At 38.8% G+C, this 16,313-nt stretch carries 13 protein-coding genes; 5 read left to right on the top strand and 8 right to left on the bottom strand.

Going from position 1 to position 16,313, the window contains the following annotated elements:
- Positions 1–7: 7 nt before the first annotated feature.
- A complete protein-coding gene (locus ACRRSQ_RS08645) occupies positions 8–1,975 on the bottom strand; it encodes a cation:proton antiporter domain-containing protein (protein ID WP_440875334.1) in 1,968 nt (655 codons plus the stop codon).
- Between the two features lie 278 nt (positions 1,976–2,253).
- Here ACRRSQ_RS08645 and ACRRSQ_RS08650 point away from each other — a divergent pair, with 278 nt between their 5' ends.
- The gene (locus ACRRSQ_RS08650; RefSeq protein ID WP_440875335.1) at positions 2,254–3,126 is read left to right on the top strand and encodes a GGDEF domain-containing protein; all 873 of its coding nucleotides are present in this window, start codon (positions 2,254–2,256) and stop codon (positions 3,124–3,126) included.
- Positions 3,127–3,158: 32 nt separating this feature from the next.
- On the opposite strand, the gene ACRRSQ_RS08655 is transcribed toward ACRRSQ_RS08650, so the two are convergent.
- The 3 genes from ACRRSQ_RS08655 to ACRRSQ_RS08665 all read right to left on the bottom strand — a co-directional run bounded on the left by ACRRSQ_RS08655 (position 3,159) and on the right by ACRRSQ_RS08665 (position 5,777).
- Complete coding sequence (locus tag ACRRSQ_RS08655; RefSeq protein ID WP_440875336.1) at positions 3,159–3,809, bottom strand: hypothetical protein; 651 nt, start codon at positions 3,807–3,809, stop codon at positions 3,159–3,161.
- A gap of 17 nt (positions 3,810–3,826) precedes the next feature.
- Positions 3,827–5,149: a DEAD/DEAH box helicase gene (locus ACRRSQ_RS08660; RefSeq protein ID WP_440875337.1), complete on the bottom strand. Its 1,323-nt coding sequence runs from the start codon at positions 5,147–5,149 to the stop codon at positions 3,827–3,829.
- A 145-nt stretch (positions 5,150–5,294) separates the two neighbouring features.
- Positions 5,295–5,777: a GNAT family N-acetyltransferase gene (locus ACRRSQ_RS08665; RefSeq protein WP_440875338.1), complete on the bottom strand. Its 483-nt coding sequence runs from the start codon at positions 5,775–5,777 to the stop codon at positions 5,295–5,297.
- 125 nt (positions 5,778–5,902) lie between these two features.
- On the opposite strand from ACRRSQ_RS08665, the gene ACRRSQ_RS08670 reads away from it, so the two are divergent.
- Together ACRRSQ_RS08670 and ACRRSQ_RS08675 are read left to right on the top strand one after the other, a co-directional pair.
- The gene (locus tag ACRRSQ_RS08670; RefSeq protein ID WP_440875339.1) at positions 5,903–6,886 is read left to right on the top strand and encodes an ion channel; all 984 of its coding nucleotides are present in this window, start codon (positions 5,903–5,905) and stop codon (positions 6,884–6,886) included.
- 95 nt (positions 6,887–6,981) lie between these two features.
- Positions 6,982–8,688 carry a proline--tRNA ligase gene (locus tag ACRRSQ_RS08675; RefSeq protein WP_440875340.1) on the top strand — a complete coding sequence of 569 codons (1,707 nt, stop codon included), beginning with the start codon at positions 6,982–6,984 and terminating at the stop codon, positions 8,686–8,688.
- Between the two features lie 149 nt (positions 8,689–8,837).
- Here ACRRSQ_RS08675 and ACRRSQ_RS08680 read toward each other — a convergent pair whose 3' ends face one another.
- Complete coding sequence (locus ACRRSQ_RS08680) at positions 8,838–10,145, bottom strand: hypothetical protein (RefSeq protein ID WP_440875341.1); 1,308 nt, start codon at positions 10,143–10,145, stop codon at positions 8,838–8,840.
- A 274-nt stretch (positions 10,146–10,419) separates the two neighbouring features.
- On the opposite strand from ACRRSQ_RS08680, the gene ACRRSQ_RS08685 reads away from it, so the two are divergent.
- Positions 10,420–11,634 carry a pyridoxal phosphate-dependent aminotransferase gene (locus tag ACRRSQ_RS08685; protein WP_440875342.1) on the top strand — a complete coding sequence of 405 codons (1,215 nt, stop codon included), beginning with the start codon at positions 10,420–10,422 and terminating at the stop codon, positions 11,632–11,634.
- Between the two features lie 201 nt (positions 11,635–11,835).
- Positions 11,836–12,666: a hypothetical protein gene (locus ACRRSQ_RS08690; protein ID WP_440875343.1), complete on the top strand. Its 831-nt coding sequence runs from the start codon at positions 11,836–11,838 to the stop codon at positions 12,664–12,666.
- A gap of 36 nt (positions 12,667–12,702) precedes the next feature.
- On the opposite strand, the gene yfbR is transcribed toward ACRRSQ_RS08690, so the two are convergent.
- From yfbR to ACRRSQ_RS08705, 3 genes are all read right to left on the bottom strand, one after another.
- Positions 12,703–13,317 carry a 5'-deoxynucleotidase gene (gene yfbR / locus ACRRSQ_RS08695; protein WP_440875344.1) on the bottom strand — a complete coding sequence of 205 codons (615 nt, stop codon included), beginning with the start codon at positions 13,315–13,317 and terminating at the stop codon, positions 12,703–12,705.
- Positions 13,318–13,388: 71 nt separating this feature from the next.
- Positions 13,389–14,717: an ATP-binding protein gene (locus ACRRSQ_RS08700; RefSeq protein ID WP_440875345.1), complete on the bottom strand. Its 1,329-nt coding sequence runs from the start codon at positions 14,715–14,717 to the stop codon at positions 13,389–13,391.
- Positions 14,718–14,744: 27 nt separating this feature from the next.
- Positions 14,745–16,289: an HD domain-containing phosphohydrolase gene (locus tag ACRRSQ_RS08705; protein ID WP_440875346.1), complete on the bottom strand. Its 1,545-nt coding sequence runs from the start codon at positions 16,287–16,289 to the stop codon at positions 14,745–14,747.
- Between the last annotated feature and the right edge of the window lie 24 nt (positions 16,290–16,313).

Below are 16,313 nucleotides of genomic sequence, written 5' to 3' on the forward strand. Positions count from 1 at the left end.
AAACGTTTTAATGCCCTTCATGAACAAGACGTTCAAAACACTCAACACGATACGGCTTGCCTCTTACAACAATGGTATCTTGCGATTGCAATACGGTATCTAATTCAGGCTCTTCACATTCAATTCCATCTCGGCGCATTGCAATAAGTGCGACTTTTGAGTTTGCCATATTCAGTGAACGAATTGAGTAACCACATGCATACGAATCTTCGGTGAGCAAAATAGCGTGAGCAAATTCAATGCGATCTATAGCCTCTGGGCTCATATCGGTATGCTCACCTTGGAAAAATCCATGTAGGTGGTTGTAGTGATTCTTACGCTCTTTTTGCACGCGTCTTAGAATTCGGGAAAATGGCACACCGGTCAATGATAACACTTGCGACACTAACATTAAGCTGCCTTCTAAACTCTCTGGTACCACTTCATTCGCGCCAGCAGCCTGCAAGTTATCAAGCTGATCATCATTTCGTGTTCTAACCAAAATTGGAACATCTGGCGACAAACTTCTAATTTTTTTTATGATCTCTATCGATTGCTGATCTTCACCAAACGCAATAACAACCAGTTTCGCCTCAGACAAATGCGCAGCATGTAATAGCTCAGCTTGCCTTGATGAGCCAAACAATACATTTTCACCCGCTTCACGTGCTTTAGTTGTTCTTAGTGGGTCAATATCAATCGCGACAAAAGGTATTTTTTCTTGTTTTAGAAATCGACTTACTGTTTGCCCTATCCGGCCAAAACCACAAATAATTACATGGTCTTTTAAATCTTTATTATCAGGAAGCTGCTCTAACGACTCTGTATCTTCAGGTTTTTCTTGATTAAGCCAAAGTGCCCACTTTCTCGCGTTATCAATCATATAAGGTGTTATTGCCATGCTAATTACACCAGATACCAGCAATATTGAGGCAACATCAACCGGTATGATCTTAAATTGATTAGCTAACGCAATAAGTACAAAACCAAATTCGCCCATTTGTGCCAACATAAAACCAGAGGCCCAGCCATCCTTTGCAGACTCTCCGGCTTTTACTGCCAGGCTTTTAATTACCAGCACTTTTATTGCCATAAAGGCAACCATGACAAATAACACCATTAAAGGTGAAGATAACAAAATACTAATATCGAGTTTCATGCCAACGGTAACAAAAAACAGACCAAGCAAGATGTCTCTATATGGCCTGATATCAGCTTCTAATTGATGTTTGTATTGGCTCTCTCCTAACATCATACCAGCCAGAAATGCCCCTAATGCCATAGATAAACCAAACCACTGGGTAAGCGCTGCAGCGACTAAAGTTACCAACAAGGTTGTAAGCACAAAAAGTTCGTCTGTGCGCACCTGTGCGACCAAATTAAATAACCGTGGCAGTAACCATTTGCCGGTAAATAAAAGAAGGCCAACAACAAAGACCCCTTTGACTAAAGCAAAAAGTAACTCCAAAAACATTGAAGATTGCCCGTCAAGCGCAAGCATAGGAATGATAATAAGAAAGGGAACAACAGCGACATCTTGAAACAGTAAAATCGCCACAGAAATCTGCCCGGCTTTTCGTTTCATTGCGCCAGTTTCACTAAGTTGCCTGATAACAATGGCGGTAGAAGAAAGCGCTAGAATACTACCTATGGTTAAAGAGCTTGCGAAACTTTGCCCCAAAAACCAAGCAAACAGTGTAAAAATAGCTAATGAAATGCCGACCTGCAAACTTCCGACCGACACCACTAAATGCCGCATAGCCATTAATTTAGGAACAGAAAACTCTAACCCTAAGGTAAACAGTAAAAATACAATGCCGAGTTCGGCAAAGTGCTCATAGTTATCTTGATCAACAACAAACGAAAAACCATGCTCTCCCACCAACATTCCGGCAACTAAATAGGCAAGAATGGCAGGCAAGTGCAAGCGGCGAAATAGCCAAACAATGACTACCGCACTGGTTAAAATTGCAAGAATTTCTACAAAATGAGACACATAAATTCCTTTTGCTACTGCTGAATAAGTATAGCTGAGTCACTATAGGTTTAACATTATGATATATAAACCAAAGTGAATATGCATTAGATAGTTACGTTAATCGGCAATCCTCTGCCGCCAAAAACTTGTCATCGTATTTAGTTTTAATTTTAGACGATTTTTTAGCGATATAATTTTTGCCAATTTTCAAAAGGTTAAAAATGTAACAGACAAAATTACAAAATAGGAATAGTTCTTGCTTTCGACAGTGTGACAACAAAAGTTAAGGTGACTGTATGCAAACACTAGATATAGACAATGCACAATATGCTGATTTCAATGCTTTTAGGCTTTTTGCTAATAGTTCTGATCACGAGTCTAAGCGTCGTAGTGAACTTATTGAACAATTACAAATTACTCTTGAGATTGACAAGTTGCTCAATATTTTTGCGATGGAAGCAACAAAAACGGTAGATTTTTCAAGCCTTTGCTTTAAAAATGAAATTGCCTTCGCCTCTATTCGTGGTGGAAAAAAAGCTAAGCATCAGCACGACTTTGATTTAAAAGTAAATAATGAATTCTTAGGTGTGTTGTCATATAGCGCTAAAAAGCCGATTAATATTAGTGATATTAGTCGCTTAAATGCATTGCATAAATGTTTACTTTATCCATTACGTAACGCCTTACAATATCAACGCGCTTTATCATTAGCGATGCAAGACGGTTTAACCGCGTTAGGTAACCGTCGCTATTTTGACGAACAACTAAAACGCGCGATGCATCATGCAAAGCGTCAGCATCAACAATTGGGGCTAATTGTCTGCGATTTGAACAAATTTAAAGCCATTAACGATAACTTTGGTCATAAAGTTGGTGATGACGTGCTAATACAGTTTTCATCGGCTTTAAAAGCGTCTGTGCGAGACTCAGACAGTATATTTAGGTTTGGCGGAGACGAGTTTTCAATCATTGTTGAAGATGCCTGTGAAAAGTCGCTTTCAGCGATTGAACAACGTATAAATATCGCGTTAAAAAACAACCTAACGTTAAGAAAATACAAGGTCACTTGCAGTTTAGGCCATACATTTATGAACCGTTCAGACTCAGAAAAAAGTTTATTCGAGCGCGCAGACAAAGCGTTATATCGTGCAAAAATGAGCATGGCATAAATTTACTTTCATCAAAAAGCTAGTCGAACTTTTTATGCTTGTTCATTCAGTAGTTCGACAAAAGCTTGTTGCTTTTCATTTGCAGATGCGTCAATAAGCAAGCGGCAAAATCTTACCGCCTTGGCAAATTGCCCTTGCCCCAATAAATATAAAACTTTAATAAAATATTTTTTATCTAAATAAAATACGTGGCAATAGTGCGCTATGGCATCGTCAATTGACGGGTAAGTCACGCCATCAAAAATAAACTGTGTGGCATCTTCATCGAGTTCCAATGCAACGCCGTTAACCACAATAGGCCAACCTAAGTAGTTAACACGTCCTTGAGCCACCTCGAACATAAACCAAGCACTTTTTTGAAAACTGGCAAAATTGCCCCCTTCAAAACCACTGTTAGCAAGTTCTTGTTTAGTCCAATTTAACCCGATGGCGAGATCTTTTCGATATTTGTACATCAATTTTTGTTTGACGAGATGTTTAACGGCAAAAATCGATTTCGCCTCCGCCTGTACTGCCCAACGATGACATTCCACACAGCTTGGTACATTTATCTGTTGATGCAATGCCCCCAATGCATTACTGACTTGATTGGGAAAAACAAAGCAAGTTGACGAAGGCTCACCACAAAACCAACAGTGATGGCGCTTATCAAATGGGATCTCAATATCAACTAGCTCGTTCATGTGTACACAACGTAAAACTAACGTTTATTCTTCTTGGCGAGCTTTTTCTTCTTGCTTAATTTTTTAGTCTTTTTGTTAACAGTCGTTGCCGTTTTAGTTTGACTATTTTTCTTAGCAATTCGTTGATTTTTTTCTTTCGTCGCTTGATAACGGTTTTTCTTTTCAGCCTTTGGCGCTTCGTCTTGGTATTGCGCTGGTAATGGACGGTCTAACTCGTAACCTGGCACAATAATGCGCTCAAACGTTCTGCCAATTAATGCTTCAATATTACCTAAAAACTTTTCATCTTTTGGACTCACTAAAGAAATTGCGGTGCCATTTTTTCCGGCGCGGCCTGTTCGACCAATGCGGTGGACATAATCTTCAGCAAGAAACGGTAAATGAAAGTTTACCACATAAGGTAAGTTGTCAATATCAATACCACGCGCAGCAACATCGGTTGCCACAAGCACTCTAACACTGCCATTAACAAACTTTTCAAGGGCTTTGTTGCGCGCCCCTTGGCTTTTATCACCGTGGCACAAAGCGGTTTTTATGCCGTCAAGCTCTAGACCTTTTGCCAGCTCGTTTGCACTTTCTTTAGTGCCTGCAAAAACCATAACTTGTTGCCAGTTATTAACACCAATGATCTCAGACAATAGCTCACGTTTGCGTTGCTCTGATACCCAATAAACCGATTGTTTTACTTTACCTGAAGTCGCATTTTGCTTAGCCACTTCTAGGGTTTTAGGGGTCACTAATATTTGTTTGGCAAGCGTTTTGACTTTATTTGAAAAAGTCGCTGAAAACATTAAAGTTTGATGTTTTTGTTTCATCAGCAACATCAGTTTTTCAATGTCTTTTAAAAAGCCCATATCTAACATGCGATCGGCTTCATCTAACACAAGGTATTTAATATGAGATAAATCGAGATTTCTTAATTCGACATGCTCTAACAAGCGACCCGGCGTCGCCACTAATACGTCAAGCCCAGCTTTAAGCATATTAGTTTGTCCTGGCATATTAACACCACCATAAATTACGCCAGACTTTAACGGTAAAAACTCACTGTAAGTACTTACGTTTTCAGCCACTTGTGCTGCTAATTCTCGTGTTGGCGTTAAAATTAAGGCACGTAATGAAGAGCCCGGCACGCTGGTAGTGTTTTTAGCAAGTGCATCTAGAATGGGTAAAGTAAAGGCTGCTGTTTTTCCTGTTCCCGTTTGCGCACTCGCTAACAAGTCGTGACCCGAGCGGATCAAAGGGATCGCTTGCTGCTGTATTGGTGTTAAATTCTTATAACCACAACCTTTTACTGCCTTTAATAATTCAGCCGATAATCCAATTGCATCAACACTCATTTACACACCCAACAATAACCAAAATAAAATTGCGCGGATTATAACAGTTTTAACCGCGCATACTATGATTGCTTCGTTATAAATTATTAACCAGACTCAGTGACGACTTTAAGTATAATTTAGCGATTATGCTTTAACTTATTATTTACAATTTTTTTTGCCAAAATACCGCTTGGCCCATGGTCGGATCAAGTTCATAACCACTAAAACCGACTTTTTGATAGGCTTTTTGTGCGACCTCATTTCCCTGTAAAACTTCCAAAGTTAACTTGCAGCAGCCTTTGTTTTTGGCAATTTTTTCAACTTCCGCCAGCATTATGGTTGAAATACTCTGCCCTCGAAACTTAGGCGCAACAACAACGTCATGAATATTAACTAAAGGTTTGGCGGCAAATGTTGAAAAACCTTCCATACAGTTAATTAACCCCGCTGGTTGATCACCCACATAGCAAATTACGCTAAACGCCATGTTTGCTTTTTGTAGTGCGCTGATTAAATGCTCTTGGGTATATTGAGCTAATGGCTCGCCACCGCCCATTGGATCTTGCGCGTAAGCATTGAGGAGAAAAAGTAAATCTTCACCATGCTTATCGTTGTGGTAGTCGGCTTGGATACAAGTAATCTTCATTGGAGTCCCTTTAGGTTTGAATGCTTAGATTTACACAGCTTTAATATTTCACTTACTAAATATTAAAGCTTATGTTTTTCAACATGACTGGGTGATATTTATCACTTTATTCTATACTGATACAAATGAGCGAACAAACTAAAAACTGCAAATACCAAGACCCTGATGGCGCGACCTGCTTAGAGCAAAGTAACGCGTCAGGATTTTGCTATTGGCACGATAAAACCGTCGATAAATCAAGTTCATCAGTTAAAGTGGCGCTTGAAACCTATGCTAAAAAAGGCGGTTTACTGCGCGGCATTATTTTACAGCGCGCTAACTTAAGTGGTATTGATTTAGTTAATCACGGCAGTAAAACCGGCTACGATTTTAGCTATGCCGACTTTTATCGTGCTGATTTATCTAATGGTCATCTATTTAATATTAACCTCTCTGGTGCCAGCTTAATGAAAGCCAATTTAGCCAATGCTAATTTAAATTGCGCAACGTTAGAAAAAACCAATTTATTAGGCGCTAAATGGACACAAACCAAGATTGAAAACATCCAGTTTGGCAAAAAGCTAAAACAAGAAGACCAAGCCAAACAAGCCTTGCGCGATCACGATCATGCCAGCGCTATCGACTATTTCGAGCAAGCAGAAGAAATATATCGCGATCTGCGCAAACATGCGGAACGCGAAGGTATATTTAGTTTAGCGGGGCAATTCATTCATCGCGAACTCACCATGCGGCGCATGCAATTGCCGCCACTTAGCCTAAAACGATTAACGTCAAAAATTATTGATTTATTTTGTGGTTATGGTGAAAACCCTGTACGCATTATTTTATTATCGATTATCTTGATCATTATTTGTGCGGTGTTGTATGCGTTGTCAGGCCTCAATTATCAAGATCAACTATACGTCATGTCTTTTGAAAAAAGCGTTGCTGAAAACTGCCATATTTTCTTATCATGCCTTTATTATTCAGTAGTGACTTTTACTACCTTAGGTTATGGCGATTTTACGCCAATTGGCTTTTCAAGGGCTATTGCCGCCATGGAAGCGTTTACTGGCAGCTTTACCATTGCCCTCTTTGTGGTGGTATTTGTAAAAAAAATGACAAGATAACACCTATCTTAGCTATTTAGTGCTTTTTCCTTCTCTAGCGCCCTGCTAGAATAGCGGCAATTTTATTTTCATGCTTTTGACGGAACCATTTCCTAATGCGTACTAGCCAATATTTACTTTCTACTTTAAAAGAAACTCCAGCAAGTGCTGAAGTTATCAGTCATCAATTAATGTTACGAGCAGGTCTTGTGCGTAACGTCGCTTCAGGTTTATATACTTGGCTACCCACTGGCTTAAAAGTATTAAGAAAAGTAGAAAACATTGTTCGTGAAGAAATGGAAAAAGCTCACTCTATTGAAGTGTTAATGCCGATGGTTCAACCGGCTGATTTGTGGGAAGAGTCTGGTCGTTGGGAAGACTACGGCCCTGAGCTGTTACGATTAAAAGATCGTCACCACAGGCCTTTTGTTTTAGGGCCAACACACGAAGAAGTGATCACCAAATTAGTGGCGAATGAACTTAGCAGCTACAAACAGTTGCCGCTTAACTTATTCCAAATTCAAACTAAATTTAGAGATGAAATTCGTCCTCGTTTTGGTGTAATGCGCGGTCGTGAATTTTTAATGAAAGATGCATACTCATTTCATTTAAGTGATGAGTGTTTAGAAAAAACCTATCAAACCATGTACGACGCTTATTGTCGTATTTTTGAACGTTTAGGTTTAGATTACCGCCCAGTTATTGCTGACACCGGTTCTATTGGTGGTGAAGCATCGCACGAGTTCCATGTACTTGCAGACTCAGGTGAAGATGATATTGCCTTTAGCGACGCTAGCGACTTTGCTGCGAATATTGAAAAAGCCGAAGCCTTAGCGCCAGCAGGCGAACGCCCAGCGCCAAGTAAAGAAAAAGCGCAAGTTGCTACGCCTAATGTGAAAACCATTGCTGAAGTGGCTAAGTTTTTAAGTGCCTCAGAGCAAGAAATTGTTAAAACGCTTATCGTCTTAGGTGAAAGTGCGGAAGGCGAAAAAGCGCCATTAGTGGCATTAGTGTTACGAGGCGATCATCAGTTAAATGAAATAAAAGCTGAAAAAATTGCCGGTGTTGCTAGTCCATTAACATTAGCAAGCGACGAGCAAGTTGAAGAAGTATTAGGGTGTAATATCGGCTCAATTGGTCCGGTAGCACTCACAATTCAAACCATTGTCGACCGCAGCGCCGCACACTTAGCTGATTTTGTTTGTGGCGCCAATGAAAACGACGTTCACTTTACTGGTGTAAACTGGGATCGTGATTGTCAAAATTATCAAGTTGAAGATATCCGCAATGTGGTTGAAGGCGACCCAAGCCCATGTGGCCAAGGTAACATTGTTATCAAGCGTGGGATTGAAGTTGGTCACATTTTCCAACTAGGTGAAAAATATGCACAAGCGATGAACTGTGGTGTATTGACCGAAGCTGGTAAACATCAAATATTAACCATGGGTTGTTACGGCATTGGTGTGTCGCGTATTGTTGCTGCTGCGATTGAGCAAAACCATGACAAATACGGTATTAAATGGCCAACAGCGATTGCGCCATTTCAAGTAGCGATTGTACCGATGAATATGGCAAAGTCTGCACGAGTAAAAGAAACGGCTGAAAAACTTTATCAAGAGTTATCTGATGCTGGCATCGAAGTCTTATTTGATGATCGTAAAGAGCGCCCGGGCGTTATGTTTGCTGATCATGAATTAATGGGCACGCCGTTATTGTTAATCGTTGGTGAACGCAACCTAGATGCACAACAAGTTGAATTAAAAAATCGTCAAACAGGTGAAAAATCACTGATTGATATTAGCGAAATTGCTAACTTGTTTTAATCGTACCTCGCGTTAACGCGATTTTAGGCGCAGCGGTAGATTTAACACAGAATTAAATTTAGCGCGGTATTAATTTTAACGCGATACGGTAAAAGGATAAAAACCTTAGGTTTTTATCCTTTTTTTACGCTTATTTTTAATAGAAAACCTTATTGATAAAGATTCAAAGCCATCAGACGTTGGTCAATATTTTCAACCATATTGCGATAAGCTGCCGAGCCGGTATTTAAATACAAACGATTAAAGTCTTGTTGACGAATACCTTCCGGTAAGCCTAAATGCACCGGCATAAGGTCTTGTTCAGTAAAAAATAGTGAGAAATGTTGTTGTACCTTTTGGGCATGCTGCTCACTTTTAGTCGCATAAAGCGCAAAACGCGTACCTGCCCTATCAGCAAGTAAATCAGCAAAGCTAAAACCACTGCCGCCAACATTGGCATCGATTAGCTCTTTAAATTCCCCTATCGCATCACTTGCAGCAACATTTGCAAATAACTGCAACGCCATCGAGTAAACAAAATGTTTTTGCAAATCTACACGATCATTTAGCGTCACCTTTGCTCGTAACATTTGCTGGTTTTTGCGCGCTTTACTCGAAAGCTTTGATATGTTGCCAATTAACCATTCAAATTTATCGTCACCAAAATATAAAACTAACGCGGTAAGTGCCGCACTATTTTCTTGTTGAGCAAAAGCTTGCGGACTGTGCTCAGTTTTTACCATGGTCAGATAACGCGCATCGCTTTTAAGCTTGGCTTGCTCAATCACAAACGCGATATAGTCGATGAGTGTCATGCTTTTATTCTGTTCAGCAAACTCTGCGAGCTGTTTAAAATAAAATTGCACCTGATTGGCTTTGCCAAAAATTTGCCACTGATCTCTTAATTTCATTAAACTGAGTAAACCATTACCAGAGCTGGCAAGCGCTGTATCTGGCAATTGATAATGTAAAGTTAACCCTGACGGTGAAATGTTAACACGGCTCACTGTTGAAAATAATTCAGTGCCTAAATTTCCTTCACCATAAAAATTCAGCAAAAACTCGAAAATTTTCAGTAAGTAGTTTCCTGAAAAAGACACCGAGCCAAGCGAAGTATCACCAAGCTCAATGCCATTTTTTGAAGAATACAATAAAGTCGATGCATTAATATAATAACCCGTTATTGGCAATTCTATCGATACTGTCAGCCTTGCAACATCCGTTGACAGGGCGCTATTGGCTTTTATTTGTGGAACCGCGCGATGGCCTAGCGACAATAAACTGTTAATTTCTTGTGTCGTTAATATAATTGGCGCATTATTTGATGACTTTAATGACCGATAAATACGCTTAAGCGACTGCTTGGTATGTTGAGCAGATGCAATATCTAGGCTACTTACTTGCGATACTTGTGGGTGATCATCAATGATCAGGTATAAAAATAAGGTAAAAAGTGAACAAACAATCAAGATCAGCATTGATATCCATTTAACAAATCCTTTCACACAACTCTCAATCACGGCATTAAAGTTAGCTTATTTTGAAAACATTTCCGCAAAAAGTAAATGCAGCAATAAAAAATAGTTAAATCGGTAAAATAATTACAAGTAACTATTTCAATATTTGTTGTTTTTGGCAACAATAGAAGATGTACCAACTTAATTAAACCGTTAGCTATTTCAGTTAACGGGATTTACCAAAAGGCTTAGGTATAAACACACTCACTATGATCACTAAGAAAAGAAATTACTCATGAAAGAGATAAAAAAATCATCAAAGCTTAAAAATGTTTGCTACGAAATTCGTGGACAAATAGCCGCAGAAGCGCGTCGTTTAGAAGACGAAGGCCATAAAATTCTTAAGCTTAATATTGGTAACCCAGCCCCATTTGGTTTTGAGGCACCTGATGATATTTTAAAAGATGTGATCCATAACTTGCCTCGTTCACAAGGCTATAGTGATTCAAAAGGCATTTATTCTGCTCGTGTTGCAGTTATGCAGTATTTTCAACAACAAGACATTAAAAATGTCAGTGTTGACGATATTTATATCGGTAATGGTGTCAGTGAACTCATCGTCATGGCGATGCAAGTATTGCTAGATAATGAAGATGAAGTGTTGATCCCAGCACCTGACTACCCACTTTGGACAGCCGCGGTGGCGCTTTCTGGCGGTAAGCCCGTGCATTATCAGTGTGATGAAAAAAATGCATGGTTTCCAAATTTGGAAGACATGGAGAAAAAAATAAACAGTAAAACCAAAGCGATTGTATTGATTAATCCAAACAATCCAACGGGTGCAGTTTATTCAGAAGAAATTTTACAAGGCATAATTGCTTTGGCTCGCAAACATCAATTGATTATTTTCAGCGACGAAATTTACGACAAAATTTTGTACGATGGCGCGACACACATTCCAACAGCGCGTTTATGCGATGATGTGCTAGTGATCACCATGGGTGGTTTATCAAAAAATTACCGTATAGCTGGCTTTCGTGCGGGATGGATGGTGATAACAGGCCCTAAGTTACATGCTGAAGATTACATTAGTGGTTTAAATACGCTATCGTCGATGCGTTTATGTGCCAATGTGCCCTGCCAACATGCCATTCAAACAGCATTAGGTGGATATCAGAGTATTAACGAATTAATTAGTGGTGATGGTCGTTTAATTAAGCAGCGTAATATTGCCTATGAAATGATCAACGACATTGACGGTTTATCTTGTAATCCTGCGATGGGCGCGTTGTATTTATTTGTGAGAGTTGATCCGAAAAAGTTCAACCTAAAAGATGACGAAAAAATGATCCTTGACTTGCTTAAGCAGGAAAAGATTTTGCTCGTACACGGTAGTGCTTTTAATGTGAAAGAAAAAAATTACTTCCGCTTAGTATTTTTACCGCACAGTGATGAACTAATACCGGCTTTAGAGCGTTTGAAAAACTTTTTTGCCACCTATCGCCAGTAAACTAAGAGTCAGTAAACTAAGAGTCAGTAAGTAACACCATTATTAAAGCTCAACAATTTCAAATTTGTTGGGCTTTTTTATTAACTCAAGAAAAGTTAAAAATGTAATGAGATTAAAGCGCTAAAAAGCAATCTAATTTCATTTAACCCGCTACAATTAAAGTAATAATAAATTGAGTTTGGTACAAGCATCTATTCATTTATGAACAACAATTTCATAGGTTTTTTCATCTTTTTACTGCTTAGCTTTAACGGGCAGGCAAATGAGGTTATTGATATTCCAATAACACAAACCTTACTGTCGGAATATCACGCATATCAACAAGAATTTAAGGTAAAAAAAGAGCAAGCTTTCTTAAAGCGTACTGTGGCCGATTTACTTATTTTTCAGCAAGCGTTGATCGCAGGAGGGATCACCGCAAAACTAAACTACCTTATTGTTCCAAACTTAAAGCGCGAGTTTTTGCTATTAAAACACGGTGAAATTGTTGCGTCGCCGCGCATAATTTCTGAGGGCTCAGTGTCCGATGACGTAAAACTATCTACCGCGATCATTAAAAAAGGGAATTTTAAAAAATTAATGTATGGCTTAAAAAGCAATCAAAAATTAATGTCTGCCAATAATCTCGATGATTTAAAAGAGCTAAGGGCTGTTCTGGCGTCTGGATGGAAGTATGACAAAGAAAAATTAACTCAATTGGGATTCAAACATATTATTACTACCTACAATTACCCAACTATTTTTAAATTAATTAAACACCGCGATATCGACTTTACCCTGTTAGATTTACCAAGTAGGGAAAACATGCTGAAGTATTATCAAGGTATTGAACTGGCTCCTGTTCCCAATATCATTATTACTTTACCAAACAGCCGGCATTTTATGATTTCACGAAACCATGCTGACAGTGAAAAAGTCAGCCAAGCTTTAACAAAGGGTATTCGTATTCTGCATGAAAATGGCACCATCAAAAAATATTATCAACAAGCTAAAATGTATCACCCTCGATTTGAACAATGGCAGGAATTTTAGCTGTTAGCGCCTTTAAGCTTACCTTAGCCTATTAACTTAATCTGGTTTAGATAACTCATCTAAGGTTTGCATACAGGCAGGAAATTGCGATTGATAAAACTCATTAACTTCAGGCCAATTCTGACAATGCTTATTTACTCTGTCTTTTAATACCTTACTGGCAACCGTAAATTCTTTATTACCACCACTTAGCTCAGCCAAACTATAGTGATAGGCGGCTAGATCATCTGCCGCTTTAACGATTGCTTTAACCTCAGTATCGATATTGCTTTGAATAACAAAGTCCGCCATAGCCGTTTGCAAATAATCAGGTAACCCTTCGTAAACCATAGATTGTTCTACTTCACTTTCTATTTTTTTAATTTGGGCTGTAAATTCAGGATTATAGTATTTTAACGGGCTAGGTAAATCGCCAACACCTCCTGACTCTGCCGCTTCATGGTAAAGGGCTGAAATGGCGATTTTTGAAGGGTCGTATTGACGCGCAAATTTGATTTGGCCAATTAAGGCAATTTGATGACTGATCAAGGCAACTTCAAATGAATGCTGTGAACAAGTTTCTGCTTCGCGAAAGGTCATTAATGGCCAACGAATAATTTTTCTTAAACGTAACATCCATGCGGTAAAACTGCCTTTTTTATGATGGAACATCGGCTATCCTATTAAGATGAATTATCGATATGATTATAGTGATAGCAACCACAACGAGTTGCAAGCTTATCTCAACAAGATTGGCCGCTTAATGATGTAAAGCAATATTTAAAATGCACACCATGCTGAGTAGGTATAAATTCAAGGCTGCCTTTTAAATGATGAGAGGCTAGATTATAAGCTACTGATAAACCTAATCCTGTACTGGTTGGATCTGTGGATGCGGTATAGAAAGGTTCAAAAATTCGAGACTGATTTTCACTATTTATGCCCTGCCCGTTATCTTGATAATTTACAACAAAGCTGTCGTTTTCATGGCTAAGAGTTATCGTGATTATATTGTCATTGGCAACATTACTAAATCCATGTTGGATGCTATTGGTCACTAAATTAGTCAGCAGTTGCGCATGGCAGCCAGGAAACGTATTTATCACATCATTGTCACAACCGGTAAAGTTTATCACCGCTTTTTTACGCTTTAATAGCGGCGTTAATGTAGAAATAACTCTTCGGTAATAAGCGGTTATCGCTACTTGTTCAAATTTAATATCAGCTTGTTCAGTTGCTAACGCTTTGAAATTGATGACCAACTCTTTCGCCCGTTCTAAATTACGAGAGATCATAGGTAGAGATTGTTCATTAGTTTCTACAAAGTCTTGCATGTCTTTTATCGACAAATGTTGTTGCTCAAATTTTGCTTTAAACTTTTGAAAATATTCACAAAGATGACTTTCAGCAGTTATCGCAACCCCCAGTGGCGTATTTACTTCATGAGCAACACCCGCGACTAAATCACCCAATGCCGCCATTTTTTCTGCTTCAACGAGTTTATCTTGGGTTTTATGCAGATCAGCTAATGCAGTTTCTAATTCTTGAGTACGCTCCCGTACTTTAATATCTAATGAGTTATTGAGTTGTTGCAGTTCATTTTCTTTGTCAAGTCGTTCAAATTCAACCGCAATTCGACCAGAGAATAACTCAAACAAGGTTTTCGTGAGCTTAGCGTCAGTAATTTCACCTTTATAAAGAGCCACCACTATGCCAATAACTTCTTGTGAAGAATTTATTAACGGTGCACCTAAATAGGCTTCAATTTGCATATCTGCTAATAGATAATCATGAGGAAATAATTTGGCGACTGAACGGGGGTAAATGCAGGTACTATTTTCTGTGACTTTCTGACAAGGTGTTTCAGCTAAATCATAGCTAAAATTGTCAGCTAATTTACCATCGGCAACAAGCACGACGGTATTAGCCACTAATTTTTGCTCATCGATACGAGCAATAAAGGTATAGTCTGAATGAATGACCTTATCTAATTTTTGCGCAATAACTTTAAAAAAAGCTTCACCGTAGCTTCGAGATATGCCCTTAACAATGTCTTTGATTAAAAGTTCCATCGTGATAAAGCTCTTTTAACTTATCGCTTAGTCTTCATCAGGGTAGTTAGCCCTGATCGCGGCAAATTCGTCAAACGATTCTATAAACAGTTCAATCATGGTCGGATCAAACTTTTTACCTTTCTCCTCGATTAAGAATTGTTTAATCGCGTCATTGTCCCATTTACTTTTGTAACAACGATTCGAACCTAGTGCATCAAACACATCTGAAATCGCCATAATTCGAGCTTCTATCGGAATATCGAGACCAGATAAGCCCTCAGGATAACCACTGCCGTCCCAGTTTTCATGGTGATAGCGCGCTAAACGTGAGCCAAGTTTGGAAATACTTGAATTCGATTTTGCAAGCAGTTCTCCACCAATTTCGGCGTGTTTTTTCATCGTTTCCCATTCTTCATCGTTTAACTTGCCGGGTTTGTGAAGAATGCTTTCAGGAATGCCTATTTTACCAAGGTCATGCAAAGGTGCCGCCAATTTAATCGCGTCAATAAATGACGTAGATAAATTCAGTTTCAGCGCTAATAATTCACAAATATCAGCAACTCTACGCACGTGAGCGCCAGTTTCTTTGCTGCGAGCTTCAATCGATTCACTTACGACATACAATAATTCTTTCTGGGTACGTTCAACCTCTTGTTGCTTGGTGATTTTCTCTAAAATTAGTGCAACATTAGAGGCGTAAAGTTCGGCAAGGTTGGCACGAAAGTGTTCTGCGTCGTCTTCAAATTCAATATAAAGTACTGAGGCAACGTTAGCTCCTGTTTCGTAATAGCCAACAAAGCAATCGTCACCTAAAAAGTGGCTTTGCGAATGAAACACTTGGGTAATAATATCTTTTACGCTCTGGCTAATATCTGAGCTTTCTAAACTAGAGGATTCTGAGAAATATTTACCTGTACACGCGATAATCATATCACTGCGTTCAAGTTCGAAGTCTACTTGCGAGCGCGCAATATACAATGCAGAACTTTCTACATCCATTAAGGTCAGTAAGTGATTTAACGCGGCAGAAGCAAAAGGTTTAAATTGCTCTATTTTTAATAAATCGTGGGTTGCTTTGATCAGTTGTTTAAAGGCATCAAGGCTGCGCTGTATCGTCATAATATCGCGATAGGCGCGAATACTTGCGTACACTGTGGTGATCATTTTACCTGAGGTAAAATCCGTTTTTTCTTTGTAGTCATTAATATCAAATTCGCGAATGACCTTAGATTCAGGTGCGGTTCCTGCTTGACCTGTGCGCAATACTAAACGTATCGCCTGATTTTTTAAATCTTTACGGATCCATTCAACTAACTCTAAACCAGCGTGATCGGTTTCCATAACAACATCAACAAACGCCATACAATAGCTGCTGTCATTACTTAACACCTTTTGCGCTTCTTCAGAAGAATACACTGAAGTGATTTCTAGCTGTCTATTTTCAATCTCAGTATTTGATAAAACAAGTTTTGTGACTTGATGAACTGAATCGTCATCATCAACAACTAAAATACGCCATTTTTTCTTACTTGATGCTTTAGGTGGTTGCTCATCTTGCTCGTTTTCATCTTTAAATATAAATTGCGACATGAAGTTATAAACAAAAAAGTTAAT

Origin of the sequence: Thalassotalea sp. PLHSN55, assembly GCF_052030545.1 — a bacterium.
GTDB lineage: Bacteria > Pseudomonadota > Gammaproteobacteria > Enterobacterales > Alteromonadaceae > CANMXU01.